This is a genomic window from Arcticibacterium sp. GJ41-1, assembly GCF_055808875.1.
Genome location: NZ_CM147888.1, coordinates 7,501 through 22,921, shown reverse-complemented (window position 1 = coordinate 22,921; position 15,421 = coordinate 7,501). Strand labels below are relative to the sequence as shown.

The following is a 15,421-nucleotide window of genomic DNA, read 5'->3' as shown; positions in this document are numbered from 1 at the left end:
ATTTTGAGGTAGGAATGAATTGGAAATTATTGGTTTTACTTCAAGTGTTATCGGGAGCTTTAGTAGCCCAGTCGAATGTTATTAAGGACGGGTATGAGCATGCTCCTCAAATAGAGTGGCAGAAATGCATAGGAGGCAGTGACGAAGAGACATTGATTGATTTTAAGGATTCTGGGGATGGTAACTTTCTCATACTCTTTACCAGTAAATCCTCTGATTTCGATATTGATTCAATAAATGCGGGATATCATGACCTAATTCTTTTTAAAGTGTCGAAAGCTGGTGTGGCAATTTGGAAAAGATACACTAGGACTAATCGTGGTGATAACCCTCATCAAATTGTTGTTCTCCCCAATAACGAAATCGTTGTGTTATCAGATAAAAGTGAGAATCAATTTAGATTTCAAAAATTTAATCAATCTGGAGATTTACTTCGAGATTATTCTTCCAATTCACTAAGCATATTTGCGAACGGTTCCACGGCCTTGTCCAATACAGAGTTTGTTGTTACTGGCTCATCTTATAGCTCGGCAAGGATGGTTATTGAAACTTTTGACTCCATGGGAAATAAGTTATCAAGTACTACTAATTTTCCTTATGACGGATATAACACTTCACGAGGTTATGACTTAGTTTTACTTCCAGATTCTTCCTTAATATGTGTTGGTTATTACTCAGAGAGGGGAGCAACTCAGTTTCCAGATAATTACTCTGGAGGCTTTGATGGATTGGTTTCAAGAGTTTCCAAAGAGGGGGCTGTTTTATATAACAAATGCTATGGAGGAGTTTATGATGATTATTTAAGAAGTGTGACAAAAACGGCAGATGGCAATTTGTTACTGGTCGGTTATAGCTCATCTGTTTTTAGAAATAATTATTATACGCCTTACAATACGTGGGTAATTAAAGTAGACTACAACGGGAATGTGATTTGGGAACAAAAATATGGTGGCACTGGCCAGGAGTCTGGTTTGAATGTTATTGAATTAAATAATTCCGATATTTTAATTAGTGGTTATACGGCATCTTCAGATGGGCAGTTTTCAAAAACTGGAAATACCGGAGGAGTTTACCCTTTCTTGATATATTTACGTTCAGATGGGCACGTTAAATGGCAAAGACGACTGGGACCTTCACAGTCATGGGTAAATAACAACACAACAAATAACTCCAATCTAAAACTTCTAGTTGATGGGGATGATATTTATTTGTGTGCCTTTGCTAGAGGTAACTTAGGTGACGTTACTGGACACAAAGGAGGAAGTGGTTGGCATAGTAGTGATATTTGGTTGGTTAAGCTGAACTTGTTAAGTTATCCTTGTGAAGGTAATTTACTGTACGCTGGATTGGAGGCAAAAGATTTGTTAATTAATTCTACTAATCATATTATTTCAACCGGAAAAGCAAAAGGTAATTTTGGGAATTTGCTTTTTGAAACAAACGACTTTATCCAACTTGATGAGGGGTTTGAGGTTTCAAACGGTGCTGTGTTTGAAACAAAATTGCAAAGTGGTTGCGAATAGAAAAATATTTTCAAAACAATTCCAAAACCCCATTTGCTAATCTATTTTCATGGTCTAAAAGCCATTTCTTTCTGTGTAAACCACCGGCATAGCCGGTCAAACTTCCATCTTTACCTATCACTCTGTGGCAGGGAATAATTATGGAAATTGGGTTTTTGCCATTGGCAGATGCTGCCGCTCTAATTACCTTAGGGTCGCCTAACTTGATGGCCATATCCATGTAGGAGGCATTTTTTCCAAAAGGAATGTTTGTTAATTCTTGCCAAACTCGCTTTTGAAAATCAGTGCCTTGTGGGTCTAGTTTTAAGTCAAATTCTAGAAGGTTTCCTTCAAAATACTGGTTTAACTGCTTTTGAAGATTTAATGCTATTGCAGGGAGTTCGCTATCTGAAGTTTGAGACTCGTCTATAAATTCAGCGGACAGTACGGCGTCTTCACTAGTAGTTAGCTTTATTGGCCCGATAGGGCTTTCAAAATACGAAGTGAAGATTTTGGGCATTTATTCAAAGTATTGAATCTTCAAATTAGAAAAATTAAGCGAACTTTGGGCGAAAGAATAGCGTCAATAATTTTATGAGCATAGAGGAGATATATCAGCGATTTAAAAACTCAAATAAAGTTTGTACCGATACAAGGAAAATTGAAAAGTACGACCTCTTTTTTGCTTTAAAAGGAGATAACTTTAATGGGAATGAGTATGCCGAGAAGGCTATTGCCGCTGGAGCTAATTATGCCATTATTGACGAAGAAGCTTTCAATACTTCTGACCAGTGTATTTTGGTGGATGATGTTTTAGAGACGTTACAGTTATTAGCAAATCATCATAGAAAAACTTTTGACATTCCTGTAATTGGTTTGACTGGGTCAAACGGAAAAACAACGAACAAGGAATTGCTGAAAGCCGCACTTTCTACTAACTATAAGGTTCACGCTACTTTGGGTAATCTGAACAATCACATTGGCGTGCCTCTTACATTGCTTGCTATGCCGGCTGACACCGAAATGGCGATTATAGAAATGGGAGCAAATCATCAAAAGGAAATAGCGGAACTTTGTAAAATAGCAGAACCTAGCCATGGTTTAATTACCAATATTGGTCTGGCACATTTAGAGGGTTTCGGAGGAATAGAAGGAGTAAAAAAAGGGAAAGGTGAGCTGCTCGACTATTTGAAAGAATCAAACGGATATGTATTTGTCAATGAGAATGATGCCACTTTAATCAGTATGGTGACGGAAAGAGCTATGATGCAGGTGGTTTATCATGGTAAATCGCATCATGTTTTAGCATTAAAGGCGGTGAGCCCGAATATCTCTTGGTTTTGCGAAGCGTCAAAAAAGGACTACACCGCTACTATTTCAGGAAAGTATAATTTTGACAACATTCAGGCGGCGTATGCCATCTCTATGTTTTTTAATGTTGATGCTGATTTGGCATGTCAAGCTTTGGCAACTTATGCTCCTGATAATAATAGGTCTCAAATGACCGAAAAAGGGAGTAATACTATTTTCTTGGATGCTTATAATGCTAATCCATCTAGTATGGCGGCGTCTCTTGAAAACTTCAAGGCTTTAGAAACAGAAAAGGGCAAGGTGGTTTTCTTAGGTGATATGTTTGAGCTAGGAGAATTCTCTGAGGCAGAACATGAGAGCTTAGGAAAGCTAGTGGCTCAAGGAAATTTTGAAACGGTGGTGCTTTATGGTGAGAATATGAAGTATGCTTTGAAATATTTGCCAAAGGCCTATTATTTCACAGATAAATTCTCTGTGCACAATTGGGTGAACGATAAGAAGTTTGAGAATAAGGCTATTCTTATTAAAGGGAGTAGGGGAGTAAAGCTGGAAACTATCCTAAATTTTATCTGATTATATTTTAATTATTAGTTCTAATCTGTCTGCTTTTTGAGGCTGTGGGATAACTATGTCCCATCAATAGTAGTCTTTCAAATAGATAAAAAAATTACCCAAGTTTGATTTTGTAGGTAATAAAACGTAATTTTGGCACTGTATTAGATAATTTGTTTGTCGATTACCAATTTTAGTAGATAAAATAACTTTTATATGTCTGTAGCAACAAAAACTTACGTTCCTTACAAGGTCAAAGACATTTCTTTGGCAGATTGGGGTAGAAAAGAAATCACATTAGCTGAAGCAGAAATGCCAGGTCTAATGGAAATTAGAAAAGAATATGGTCCTTCTAAGCCTTTAGCGGGTGCTAGAATAGCTGGATGTCTACATATGACTATCCAAACTGCCGTTTTAATTGAGACTCTTGTAGAATTAGGAGCTGATGTTACTTGGTCTTCTTGTAATATATTCTCTACACAAGATCACGCTGCTGCTGCAATAGCCGCTGCGGGTATTCCAGTTTATGCTTGGAAAGGCATGAACGAAGAAGAGTTTAACTGGTGTATTGAGCAAACTATTTTCTTTGGTGAAGATAGAAAACCTCTTAACCTTATCTTAGATGATGGTGGAGATTTGACAAACATGGTACTTGACGAATTCCCAGAATTAGCTGCAGGTATTAAAGGTCTTTCTGAAGAAACTACTACGGGAGTTCACAGATTGATCGAAAGAGAAAAGAATGGAACGTTGGTTATGCCAGCTATCAATGTAAATGATTCTGTAACTAAATCTAAATTTGACAACAAATACGGATGTAGAGAATCTTTAGTAGATGCTATCAGAAGAGCTACAGATTTAATGCTTGCTGGTAAAGTAGCTGTTGTTGCTGGTTTTGGTGATGTTGGAAAAGGTTCTGCAGAGTCTTTAAGAAATGCGGGATGTAGAGTATTGGTAACAGAAGTAGATCCAATATGTGCTCTTCAGGCAGCTATGGAAGGTTTTGAAGTAGTTACTATGGAAGAAGCTTGTACTAGAGCATCTATCTTCGTTACAGCTACTGGAAACTATAACATCATTCAGCCTAAGCATTTCAAAGCAATGAAAGACAAGTCTATTGTTTGTAACATTGGTCATTTTGACAATGAAATAGACATGGCTTGGTTAAATAATGAGTCTGGAGCTACTAAGGTAGAAATTAAGCCTCAGGTAGATTTATATAACCTGGACGGTAACGACATCATCGTTTTAGCAGAAGGACGTTTAGTGAATCTTGGATGTGCTACTGGCCACCCATCTTTCGTAATGTCATGTTCTTTCTCAAACCAAACTTTGGCTCAGCTAGAGCTTTGGAATAATACAGATGCTTATGAAAACAAAGTATATGTATTGCCTAAGCATTTAGATGAGAAAGTAGCTGCTTTCCATTTAGCTCACGTAGGTGCAAACCTTACGAAGCTGTCTACAGAGCAAGCTGAATATATCGGAGTAACAGTAGAAGGGCCTTATAAGCCTGAAGCTTATAGATATTAAGAGTTTCTTAATAAGATATATTTTAAAAGACCTCTTTCAGGAAACTGGAAGAGGTCTTTTTTGTCACAATCTTCTAGCTTATTTTTGAAGAAAAATTCAACCATTCCCATCATGAAATTCAAACTAGTCGCTCTCCTCCTTGTAGCCTTTACAAATCAAACCTTCGGTCAATATCAAGGAATTGAAAAAGACATTAATAAAAACCGAAAAGGCCAATTAATTATCAAAGCAAAACCAGGAGCTAAAGTCACTGTTGAGCAAATAAGCCATGATTTTTGGTTTGGTGCAGCTATCAGTAACGGTCTTGCTGGTGATTATTGGTCTGCGGAAGACCAAAAGCAATACAGAGAGAAATTTCTAATTAATTTCAATTCTGCCGTGACAGAAAATGCCGTGAAATGGCTGAGTATGGAGCGTAAGCAAGGAGAAGTGAATTATGCTACCGTAGACGGAATTTTAGAATGGGCAGATGCAAATGAGATCAGAATTCGTGGTCATAATATCTTTTGGGGCATTGAGAAGTTTGTGCAGCCTTGGCTCAAAGAAATGGATGATAAAGAACTTGAAACCACTTTGAAAAATAGAGCCTATGATGTGGCCGAAAGATATAAAGGTCGTTTTGTAGAATATGACCTAAACAACGAAATGATTCATGGCAATTTTTATGAAGACAGACTAGGCGATGGCATCACAAAGAAAATGACGGATTGGTTTCATGAAAAAGATCCAAATGCTAAGCTTTGGTTAAATGATTATGATATTCTGACAGGAAAACGATTGGACGACTACATGGCACAAATAAGGAAATTCCTTAGCCAAGGTGTACCAATAGCCGGAATAGGTGTTCAAGGGCATTTACATGCTGAAACGTTTGACAGATCTGAATTGAAAAGGTCTTTGGATTCTTTATCAACTTTTGGTTTGCCAATTAGAATCACAGAGTTTAATACACCTGGCCAGCGTTCAAAATGGGTAGACAATAAAACGGACAGATTAACACCAGAGCAAGAACTAGTAAAAGCACAAGAGATAGTAGATTATTATAAAATTTGCTTTGCTCATCCTTTGGTTACAGGAATCTTGCAATGGGGTTTCTGGGAAGGTTCAAACTGGATTCCAGCATCTTCTATGTATAGAAAAGATTGGTCGCCAACACCGGCAGCGGATGCCTATCAAAATCTAATTTATAAACAATGGTGGACTAAAACGTCTGGTGTGATGGCTACCGATGGTCAGTCTAAGATTCCTGCGTTTTATGGTGAATATAAGATTGTGGTAGACGGGGTAGAAAAAGTGGTTTATTTAAGTAAAGAAGAGAAAACGTTAGAAGTTGAGTTCTGATAGAATAAGAATGACTGTTCAAATAGTAAAAGCAAAAACGGACGAAGAATTAAAAGGAATATTAGCTCTTCAGACGGCCAATTTACGTCAGAATCTTAGTCAAGAAGAGATGGATACACAAGGTTTCGTAACCTTGGAATATGACTTTGACTTTCTGAAGGTAATGCCAGCAGAAAATCATCATATTATCGCAAAAGATGGGGATAAAGTGGTGGGTTATGTTCTTTTAATGGATAGGTCTACCAATCACTTGATGAAAGAGGGAGCAAGCATTTTCCCTATTTTCCATGAAATAGAGTTTAAAGGAAAGCGATTTGGTGACACCAACTATGTTTCTGTGGGTCAAGTATGCGTTGATAAAGATTATGCAGGGCAAGGGCTAATGCGTAGGATGTATAATATTTATAGAGATAGCTATAAGGATGTCTACGATTTGGCCATGACTGATGTCTCTAGCAAAAATGCTCGCTCACTAAATGCTCATCTGAAAACAGGCTTTGAAATTGTCAAAACCTTTGACGAACCTGACGCAGGCGAGCCGTGGGAGATTATTATTTGGGACTGGAGGGAGTAGGCTTTGATTTTGTAGGAATGTTTCGATCTTCAGAATGATATTAAGTTATATATTGGAAAGAAAGTTTTTAAATTAAGAAGATTTTAGAGGCTTATGACTTAATTGGTGGTGAAAGATGAAGAGTTTTAGCAGGTACGGGGCAAACTGATACTTTTTAAATATCCATGTAAGAACTGTTATTGGTGGTCTTATCGGAGCGATTAGTCTCTATCTTCACTCATATAGAGCCAGTATGATGTGTGAATCCCACGGCTTTACGACCTATTAATAAAGAACATTATGGCGACTAGTTTTATCATTAATATTTACTTGGGCACTTATTACTGGATAAAAAAAATTGATGGTCTCACAATTGGAGCTTACACGATAATTCCAATTTTTGTAGTGCTTCTTTCAGTTGGATTAATTTGTTCAATGATTCTAATTTCGTGTAATTTAAACCCAGCTATTGCTATGTTTTTAATGGTTGCATTGTTTGCATTTACTAGTATTGTCTATTTGATAAAAGAAGACTCTATGGATAGAATTATTAGAAAATTCAATAGAGGAAAGTATAAAATTAATTCAGTTTATATTTACATAGGATTAACAATGCATTGGATTATTCTAATTTTTATAGTTTCAATGTTTTATTTAGGATTATAAATACCTAATTCCGAAATCTTCCTCAGGCTAGCTCTGCCATTAGTTTAGCAATTGCATACAGCATTTTTTGCCTGAAATATTGGAACTAATACGTTGAAAAGGCTCCCTCTCCACCGGAGAGGGGGATGAGGTCAAATAGACACCACATTAAATTGATACTCCAGTGGGTCAAAACTTGCTATCAACTTCTCAATTAGCTCATTCCCTTCTCCATAAAAGTTAAGCATGTTGTCCTTTCTTTCCTGTAGTCCTCCTGCTGGGCAAAGGTGTTCTCTTAATTTTTCAATTTTAGAAAGAGCTTCACTATAATTTCTTTTCTCAGCTCGGAGTAATTTTTTCTCTAACCTTTCTAGCAAGTCAACACTTTTCGTTTCAAAAGCTTTAGTGGTTCTGCTAAGGGTAATGTCAATTTTATCAGCCTTTTTTAGTATTTCTGCATAAAGGCTATGCAAGCTTTTTAGCTCAGCTTGAAGGTCTAGCTCTTTTTCTGATTCACTTTTTACGTGTTGAGCTTTAAGTGTATCCGTAGCTTTGAAAATATCTTCTAAGTTTAAATTTAGCTTCTCTAAATTTTGAGCACTCCTTTCGTCCAATAAAAGACCAAAGTTTCTTGGCATTAAAGTCGGAAATGCTTCTTTATAAAAGTCAAAAACTGGCTTCAACTGTAACCAATACGGAACCTCCGATGGACCACCTATGTAAGCTAAGTTTGGTAAAATCCACTCCTCATATAAAGGACGGAGAACCACATTCGGGCTTATTTTTTCTGGTTCATTCTCTATAATGGAAAGAATTTCTTCTTCCGAAAACGTGATCTCCGTATTTAATACTTCAAAACCAGTCTCGGTTTTAACTATTCTTTCTCTTAAACCATCTTCTAAGAAAAAGAAATTGATTTCGCGTGGAGTAATTTGAGTTTTATACCCTAGTGCTTCTATTTCGGCAGTTCTAGTATTGACTAAATCAAAGGAAGTATTATTAAGAATGTCATCTTCCATGACAGAAGCAAACTGAGATTTAAGAGCACGAGAGTCTGCATCTAGCGTTATTAAATCATATTGGCCAAAAAGATGATGCATGTAATCGCGTACAGCATCGGCTAGGTTATCATTGTTTTGATAAGCATTTTTAAAGAAATCAGCTCCTTTCCCTAATTGAGCGGCTAGTTGAGGTAGGCCTTGCGTAGTCATTCTTCCTACGGCACCGGTTTGTGGAGTAGTCCATTTCCTTTTCTCCCCAAAAGCTCTGCAAACTTGTATCTCTTCTAAATCGTGATCTTCTGTAGCCATCCAGTAAACAGGTACAAAATTGTATTCAGGGTAAGCCTCTTTTAACTTTTTGGCTAGGTTTATAACTGTGACAATCTTGAAAATAATGTAAAGCGGACCCGTAAATATATTTAACTGATGACCCGTAGTTACCGCAAAAGTTTTATCAGATAGCAGTATGTCAATATCAGGCTTTGAGTCTAAGTAAGCATATTGTTTGTGAAGTTCAGCTACCAGCGTTTGCCTTTTTTCTGAACTAAAAGATTTTTCTTCAATCAACTTTTTGAAATTCTCAATTTCAGGATATTGATTATAAAATGGTTTTAGAGAATCTGATTTATTGATATAATCCAAAAATAGTTGCGAAAACGCTCCTATTTTTTCTAATGGTAATTTTTGACAGCCTGGTTCCACGTAATAGCTTTTGATTGGATTGTAAACGATTCAATTTACTTAAGGGTTCACATATTACAATGCTTGTTGCATAAGGTTTGTAATTTTGTGTATAAATATTCTGGAAATGATTAAACTAACGGCAGACGGAACCACCACTATTTACAGTGAATGTTTCAATCAATATTACCATTCTATATTTGGAGCGAGGTTAGAAGCGGAGAAAGTATTTATAGAGTTGGGTTTGGAGTATGCTTTTGAAAACTTCAAGGAAGTTAACCTTCTTGAAATGGGTTTCGGAACAGGACTGAATGCTCTTTTGACATCGCAAATGGCAGAACAGCAGAAAAGGCAGGTAAACTATACTACGTTAGAGGCGTTCCCTATGAAAGAAGGGCTAATAGCGGAGTTAAATTTTGATTCAAAAGCTTTTCACCAAGCGGAGTGGGAGGTGTGGACTTTAGTCAATGAGTATTTTAGATTCGTAAAACATAAAGTAGCTGTAGAAAGCTTTGAGAGCCAGTCAAGGTTTAATTTAGTTTACTTTGATGCATTTGCACCTTCTTCTCAGCCAGAACTTTGGACCGCAGAAATATTTCAGAGAATAGCAGATTTAATGGAGAAAGATGGCATATTGGTAACCTATTGTTCTAAAAGTTACGTACAAAGAAATCTTCGTGCTGCAGGCTTTACAGTAGAAAAACACCCAGGACCACCAAGAAAACGTGAGGTGCTCCGTGCGATTTTAAAATAAGACTTGCATTTGTTATGCAAGCATACTAATTTTGACTACAAGCTAATCTATTAAAATAATGACAGAAGAACTAACTTTCAAAGTGCCTACAATGGCAGACCTTTCGGCAGCGGGAAAAGAACCTGAGATACTTTTTTGGGTAGGTTGTGCTGGTTCTTTTGATGATAGATATAAGAAAGTGACAGTAGCTTTTGCCAAAATTTTGAATAAAATTGGCGTTGACTTTGCCGTTTTAGGAACGGAAGAGGCTTGTACGGGCGACCCAGCTAGAAGGGCAGGGAATGAGTTTAGTTTTCAAATGCTTGCTATGCAAAACATTGAAGTTCTGAATTCGTACGGCATCAAAAAGGTTGTTACAGCTTGTCCTCACTGTTTTAACACCTTAAAAAACGAGTATCCTGAATTGGGAGGGAACTATGATGTAATTCATCATTCACAGTTTTTGCAGCAATTATTAGATGACGGCAGACTTGTAATAAAAGGCGGTGCTTTCAAAGGAGAAAAAATAACTTTTCACGATAGTTGTTACCTAGGCAGGGCAAATGACGTATATGAAGCTCCGAGAGAGTTGATAAAAGCTCTTGATGCGGAATTGGTAGAGATGAAGCGTTGTCGCTCAAATGGCCTATGCTGTGGGGCTGGTGGAGGTCAAATGTTCAAAGAGCCTGAGGCTGGAAAGAAAGATGTCAATGTAGAACGAATTGAAGACGCTTTAGAGACAGGAGCAAAAACTATTGCAGTAGGTTGTCCATTCTGTATGACCATGATGTCTGACGGAGTGAAAAATAAAGAGAAAGAGCACGAAGTAAAAGTTTTTGACTTGGCAGAGTTGCTCTTAGAGCAAATCTAGTATGCGTGACGTATATAACAAAAGATAGATTGTAAGGCTTAGCCGTTCATTTATCCACACTTTACAACCTTCTTTGAATAATTCGCTTCCTTAGAGAATGAAATCAGTAACAATTGCGTTTAACTGACTGGAAGTAAAAAACAGAATTTATGTATCAAGACTTTGATAAAATGCCTATCCAATCTAGAGTTTGGATTTATCAGGCGGATAGGAATTTAAGTGCTAAAGAGGAAAATATCACCGCGTACTTTCTGAAAAACGCCATACAAGACTGGGCTGCTCATGGTGCACCTTTACTGGCATCGGCATCGGTGCTAGAAAATCGCTTTGTGGTTATAGCTCTTGATGAGAATCAGAATGTGGCAAGTGGTTGCTCTATTGATGCATCTACGCATTGGTTGAAAGAATTAGGAACACAGCTCAGTGTTGATTTCTTTGATAGGTCAATAGCCTATTTAGATGATGTTGAGGTGAAAACAGTTCCAGTATTTAAAGTGAAAGCAGCGGTAGAAAACGCTTTAATTTCAGCTGAGACCGTAGTCTTTAATAATAACGTTATGACGCTTCAAGACTTTAGGTCAAACTGGAAAACTACGGCCGAAAAATTGCCATTTTTGGCAAAGCATATTAAAAAGATATCAGTAGCGTAAAAAACGTCTCCTTTTAAAATCAAAAAGAGACGCTTTTTTTGTCAATCCATCATCAAATATGCTTTGATGAAGTCATTAATATTTCCATCCATGACACTTTGAATGTCAGAGGTTTCGTGGGCTGTTCTAGCGTCCTTAACCATTTTATATGGGTGGAATACGTAGTTTCTGATTTGAGAACCCCACTCTATGTTTTTCTTCGAAGCCTCAATATCAGCTCTCGCTGCATTTCTTAAATCTAATTCTGCTTGATACAGTTTAGACTTAAGCATGTTCATAGCGTGCTCCTTATTTGCCAACTGGCTTCTTTCTGCAGAACAAACGATAACTATACCGGAAGGTTTGTGCGTAAGCTGAACCTTGGTTTCTACCTTATTTACATTCTGTCCACCAGCTCCACCTGAACGAGAGGTTTGAATTTCTATATCAGCTGGTTTTACTTCTATCTCAATGGTGTTATCTACCAGTGGATAGGCATATACCGATGCAAAAGAAGTATGCCTTCTAGCATTACTGTCAAATGGCGAAATGCGAACTAAACGGTGTACACCATTTTCTGACTTCAAATAACCATAGGCTTGAGGTCCATCTATCTGCATAGAGGCAGATTTAATGCCTGCTCCGTCACCATCGGTCCATTCTAGTTGGCTTACCTTGTAACCATTCTTCTGAGCCCACATAAGATACATACGGTATAGCATACTCGCCCAGTCTTGGCTTTCTGTTCCACCTGCACCAGAGTTTATTTCAATAATGGCTGAGAACTGGTCTTCTTCTCCAGAAAGCATTTTCTTGAGTTCTAATTCCTCTATTATTGCTTCTGTTTTTATGGCTTCAGCATCTATTTCAGATTCTTCTACCTCACCCATTTCATGAAACTCATATAGTGTCTCTAAGTCACTAATACTGGTATCCATTTTTTCATAGGCTTCCGTCCAGTTTTTTAATGTCTGAATTTCTTTCATAACTCGCTGAGCATGCTCAGAGTCATTCCAAAATTCAGGTTGGGCTTGTTGATTTTCTAAATCACCTAGTTTAACTACTCTATTATCGTAGTCAAAGATACCCCCTCAAAGCCGTCACCCTGGCTCTCAAACCTTTCAACGCATCTGTTGTCATGATTTCCTTTTGGTTAATAATAATTTTATTGTTGCAATTTAAGTTAAAGCCGTTAAACTAGTCATTAGACAAACAAAAAACCACAGCTTGCAACTGTGGTTTTCGCCAGGAAAATATTTCTGTTTTAACTATCTTTCAATGCTTCTGCACCACCAACAATCTCAAGGATTTCTTTGGTAATAGCAGCCTGTCTTGTTCTATTGTAAACTACTTTAAGGTCTTTAAGTAGATCGCCACCGTTTTCAGTTGCTTTATCCATTGAACTCATTCTAGCACCATGTTCAGAAGCATTTGACTCTAATACAGCTTTATAAAGGTGCATTTTGATTGCCTTCGGCATCAAATCTAGAATTATTTCTTCTTCGCTTGGCTCAAAAATGTAATCAACATTACTTGCAGATGACTCGTCAATTTTATTGACTAAAGGAAGCATTTGTTCTGTACGTATAATTTGGGTAGCTACATTTTTAAACTCATTAAAAACTATAATTACCTCGTCATATATACCCGCCTCAAAAGCATCCATTGCCTCTTCTGCAGCTTCTCTAGCCTCAGCAAAACTTAGCTTAGTGAAAATGTCAGAATGATTAGCGTTTACAGTAAATCCTAACCTTCTGAATCCGTCAAATGCTTTTTTTCCAAGAGCCTTGATTGTGACATTTCCGGCCGCCAATTGGCTTGCGTATTTTTCATCAATCAAAGCATTGGTTGCCTTAATTATGTTTGAGTTAAATGCACCGCATAGCCCCCTATCAGAAGTCACTGAAATAATCAGGACTTTTTCTACAGGTCTTACTGCGGTGAACGGGCTTTGACTTCCGGTTTCGCTATTAGCAGATACCGTAGCTATTAACTGGTTTAACTTATTGGCATAAGGACGCATCTGCGTAATAGCATCTTGAGCTCTACGAAGCTTAGCAGCCGCCACCATTTTCATGGCTTTGGTGATTTGCATCGTTGAGTTAACTGATGTAATTCTATTCCTTACTTCTTTTAATGAAGCCATTTATATAAATCGTATTAATTATTTCTCTGCTTCTACTAACAATGTCATTGGGAAGTTTAAATCAGTTTCCCACTCTTTTCCTAAAACATTTTGGTCTACTATTTCAGGGAACCTTGTCTCTTTTGTGGCAAGGCAAACTTTCACATTTTTAAAACCAACACTTTCAAGGTTTTCTTTTAGAAATGAAGGCGTAAGAATTGTTAGGTGCTCTTGCCTGCATATTAAGAAATTCTCCAGCTTTCCACCTATACTCTCTCTTTCATCAGGGAAGTTTATAAACCAAGCATGATCATTTTCTAAATACTTTTTCATAGCGGTATCACCGTTGGGCCCGCCAATTCTGATTTTCCCGTCCTTTTTAAGAGCTCTATACATATCTTTCAAATGGGAAATTAGATCTGGAAGATGCTCAATCACATGGTGAGAATAAAAGAAGTCAACCGATTCATCCTTAAAAGGAAGGGTGTATCGTATGTCGGACCAAACGTCTACCTTTGCCGTAAAAAGGTTTGAGTCTACGTTTATCCAGCCATCTAAATAATTCTTTTGACCAGGTCCTAATTGAACTTTAACCAGATTCGTATTATTTTTTCTGGGTGCCCTTATTGTCCTATATAACATCCCATTCATTCTCATAACAGGACTGAAAAAGGTATAAAATAATTCTTTACTTCGCCTAGATAACATAGAGTTTTACAAAATGGTTAAGTTTAAGCGTATTTACTCGCAAGGTTTTTGCCTTCCTTAAGAATCCACTCGGTAATTTCTTTTTCTAATTTTCCAGCGGCTAAAGTTGCAACAAACTCAGGCTTGCTAGCTTTCATTAATGAAATGAACTCTCCTTCAAATTCCTTAACACGTTCTACAGGTACCTTATCCATGATTCCGTTAATAGAACCATAAATCATTGCTACTTGCTCTCCTACTGGAGCTGGTTGGAATTGACCTTGTTTTAGAATTTCTTGGTTTCTTCTACCTCTATCAATTACTAGTTTCGTAGCTGCATCCAAATCAGAACCAAACTTAGCAAATGCCTCTAGTTCACGAAACTGAGCTTGGTCAAGCTTAAGTGTTCCAGAAACTTTCTTCATTGATTTAACCTGAGCATTCCCCCCCACACGTGATACCGAGATACCTACGTTAATGGCTGGTCTAATACCTGCGTTAAATAAGTTTGACTCCAGGAATATCTGACCATCTGTAATCGAGATTACGTTAGTTGGGATATAAGCAGAAACGTCACCAGCTTGTGTTTCAATGATTGGAAGTGCTGTTAAAGAACCGCCTCCTTTAACTTTTCCTTTTAATGAAGGAGGTAGGTCGTTCATTTGCTGAGCAATCTCATCAGAAGAGTTCACTTTGGCAGCTCTTTCCAATAATCTCGAGTGAAGATAGAATACATCACCAGGATATGCTTCACGTCCTGGAGGACGACGAAGTAATAAAGACACCTCACGGTATGCTACAGCTTGCTTTGACAAATCATCGTAAACCACTAATGCTGGTCTTCCTGTATCTCTAAAGTACTCACCTATCGCAGCACCTGTAAATGGAGAGAAGAATTGCATGGCAGAAGGGTCAGCAGCACTGGCCGATACAATTACTGTATAGTCCATAGCTCCATATCGTCTTAAAGTTTGTTCTACCGCCTTAACAGTAGAAGCTTTTTGACCACAGGCAACATAGATACAAAATACAGGCTCGCCTTTATCGTAAAATTCCTTTTGATTAAGAATCGTGTCAATACAAACTGCTGTTTTCCCAGTTTGACGGTCACCAATTACTAATTCCCTTTGGCCACGACCAATAGGAATCATAGCATCAATTGCTTTAATTCCAGTTTGAAGAGGTTCTGTAACAGGCTCTCTATAAATAACACCAGGAGCTTTACGCTCAAGAGGCATTTCGAAAGTCTCTCCAACT

14 protein-coding genes (1 of these 14 cut by a window edge) are annotated in these 15,421 nt (G+C 37.5%); 8 read left to right on the top strand and 6 right to left on the bottom strand.

Going from position 1 to position 15,421, the window contains the following annotated elements:
- Nucleotides 1-14: 14 nt before the first annotated feature.
- Nucleotides 15-1,523 (top strand): hypothetical protein, encoded by a 1,509-nt coding sequence (locus AC0L6O_RS00100; RefSeq protein WP_473305402.1) that lies wholly within the window; start codon nucleotides 15-17, stop codon nucleotides 1,521-1,523.
- Between the two features lie 10 nt (nucleotides 1,524-1,533).
- Here the strand turns inward: AC0L6O_RS00100 and AC0L6O_RS00095 are convergent, their stop codons facing one another.
- Nucleotides 1,534-2,022, bottom strand: a complete 489-nt coding sequence (locus AC0L6O_RS00095) for a methylated-DNA--[protein]-cysteine S-methyltransferase (protein ID WP_473305400.1) — start codon at nucleotides 2,020-2,022, stop codon at nucleotides 1,534-1,536.
- Between the two features lie 74 nt (nucleotides 2,023-2,096).
- Between AC0L6O_RS00095 and AC0L6O_RS00090 the strand changes: the two genes are divergently transcribed.
- The 4 genes from AC0L6O_RS00090 (at nucleotide 2,097) to AC0L6O_RS00075 (ending at nucleotide 6,813) form a co-directional block, all read left to right on the top strand.
- Nucleotides 2,097-3,386 carry a UDP-N-acetylmuramoyl-tripeptide--D-alanyl-D-alanine ligase gene (locus AC0L6O_RS00090; protein ID WP_473305398.1) on the top strand — a complete coding sequence of 430 codons (1,290 nt, stop codon included), beginning with the start codon at nucleotides 2,097-2,099 and terminating at the stop codon, nucleotides 3,384-3,386.
- A gap of 195 nt (nucleotides 3,387-3,581) precedes the next feature.
- Entirely contained in the window at nucleotides 3,582-4,898 is a 1,317-nt protein-coding gene (gene ahcY / locus AC0L6O_RS00085; protein WP_473305397.1) for an adenosylhomocysteinase, read from the top strand.
- Between the two features lie 111 nt (nucleotides 4,899-5,009).
- On the top strand, nucleotides 5,010-6,239 hold the full coding sequence (locus AC0L6O_RS00080; RefSeq protein WP_473305395.1) for an endo-1,4-beta-xylanase: 1,230 nt from the start codon (nucleotides 5,010-5,012) through the stop codon (nucleotides 6,237-6,239).
- Between the two features lie 10 nt (nucleotides 6,240-6,249).
- Nucleotides 6,250-6,813: a GNAT family N-acetyltransferase gene (locus tag AC0L6O_RS00075; protein ID WP_473305393.1), complete on the top strand. Its 564-nt coding sequence runs from the start codon at nucleotides 6,250-6,252 to the stop codon at nucleotides 6,811-6,813.
- A gap of 776 nt (nucleotides 6,814-7,589) precedes the next feature.
- On the opposite strand, the gene bshC is transcribed toward AC0L6O_RS00075, so the two are convergent.
- The gene (gene bshC / locus AC0L6O_RS00070; RefSeq protein WP_473305391.1) at nucleotides 7,590-9,140 is read right to left on the bottom strand and encodes a bacillithiol biosynthesis cysteine-adding enzyme BshC; all 1,551 of its coding nucleotides are present in this window, start codon (nucleotides 9,138-9,140) and stop codon (nucleotides 7,590-7,592) included.
- 106 nt (nucleotides 9,141-9,246) lie between these two features.
- Here bshC and mnmC2 point away from each other — a divergent pair, with 106 nt between their 5' ends.
- From mnmC2 to AC0L6O_RS00055, 3 genes are all read left to right on the top strand, one after another.
- The gene (mnmC2, locus tag AC0L6O_RS00065) at nucleotides 9,247-9,873 is read left to right on the top strand and encodes a tRNA (5-methylaminomethyl-2-thiouridine)(34)-methyltransferase MnmC2 (protein ID WP_473305389.1); all 627 of its coding nucleotides are present in this window, start codon (nucleotides 9,247-9,249) and stop codon (nucleotides 9,871-9,873) included.
- Between the two features lie 58 nt (nucleotides 9,874-9,931).
- Nucleotides 9,932-10,723: a (Fe-S)-binding protein gene (locus tag AC0L6O_RS00060; RefSeq protein WP_473305387.1), complete on the top strand. Its 792-nt coding sequence runs from the start codon at nucleotides 9,932-9,934 to the stop codon at nucleotides 10,721-10,723.
- Between the two features lie 149 nt (nucleotides 10,724-10,872).
- On the top strand, nucleotides 10,873-11,373 hold the full coding sequence (locus AC0L6O_RS00055) for a hypothetical protein (protein WP_473305385.1): 501 nt from the start codon (nucleotides 10,873-10,875) through the stop codon (nucleotides 11,371-11,373).
- 41 nt (nucleotides 11,374-11,414) lie between these two features.
- On the opposite strand, the gene prfB is transcribed toward AC0L6O_RS00055, so the two are convergent.
- The 4 genes from prfB to atpA all read right to left on the bottom strand — a co-directional run.
- A protein-coding gene (prfB, locus tag AC0L6O_RS00050; protein ID WP_111373339.1) for a peptide chain release factor 2 occupies nucleotides 11,415-12,492 on the bottom strand; the annotation gives its coding sequence in 2 pieces (ribosomal slippage) (nucleotides 11,415-12,440 and nucleotides 12,442-12,492; 1,077 coding nt in all).
- Nucleotides 12,493-12,616: 124 nt separating this feature from the next.
- A complete protein-coding gene (atpG, locus tag AC0L6O_RS00045; protein ID WP_473305383.1) occupies nucleotides 12,617-13,498 on the bottom strand; it encodes an ATP synthase F1 subunit gamma in 882 nt (293 codons plus the stop codon).
- A gap of 18 nt (nucleotides 13,499-13,516) precedes the next feature.
- Entirely contained in the window at nucleotides 13,517-14,119 is a 603-nt protein-coding gene (locus tag AC0L6O_RS00040) for a class I SAM-dependent methyltransferase (RefSeq protein WP_473305381.1), read from the bottom strand.
- Nucleotides 14,120-14,208: 89 nt separating this feature from the next.
- Nucleotides 14,209-15,421 carry the 3' portion of a F0F1 ATP synthase subunit alpha gene (atpA, locus tag AC0L6O_RS00035; RefSeq protein ID WP_473305380.1) on the bottom strand. The gene runs 365 nt beyond the window's last position, so 1,213 of the gene's 1,578 nt are visible here — the last part of the coding sequence; the start codon falls outside the window, past its right edge — the gene reads right to left on this strand; its stop codon occupies nucleotides 14,209-14,211.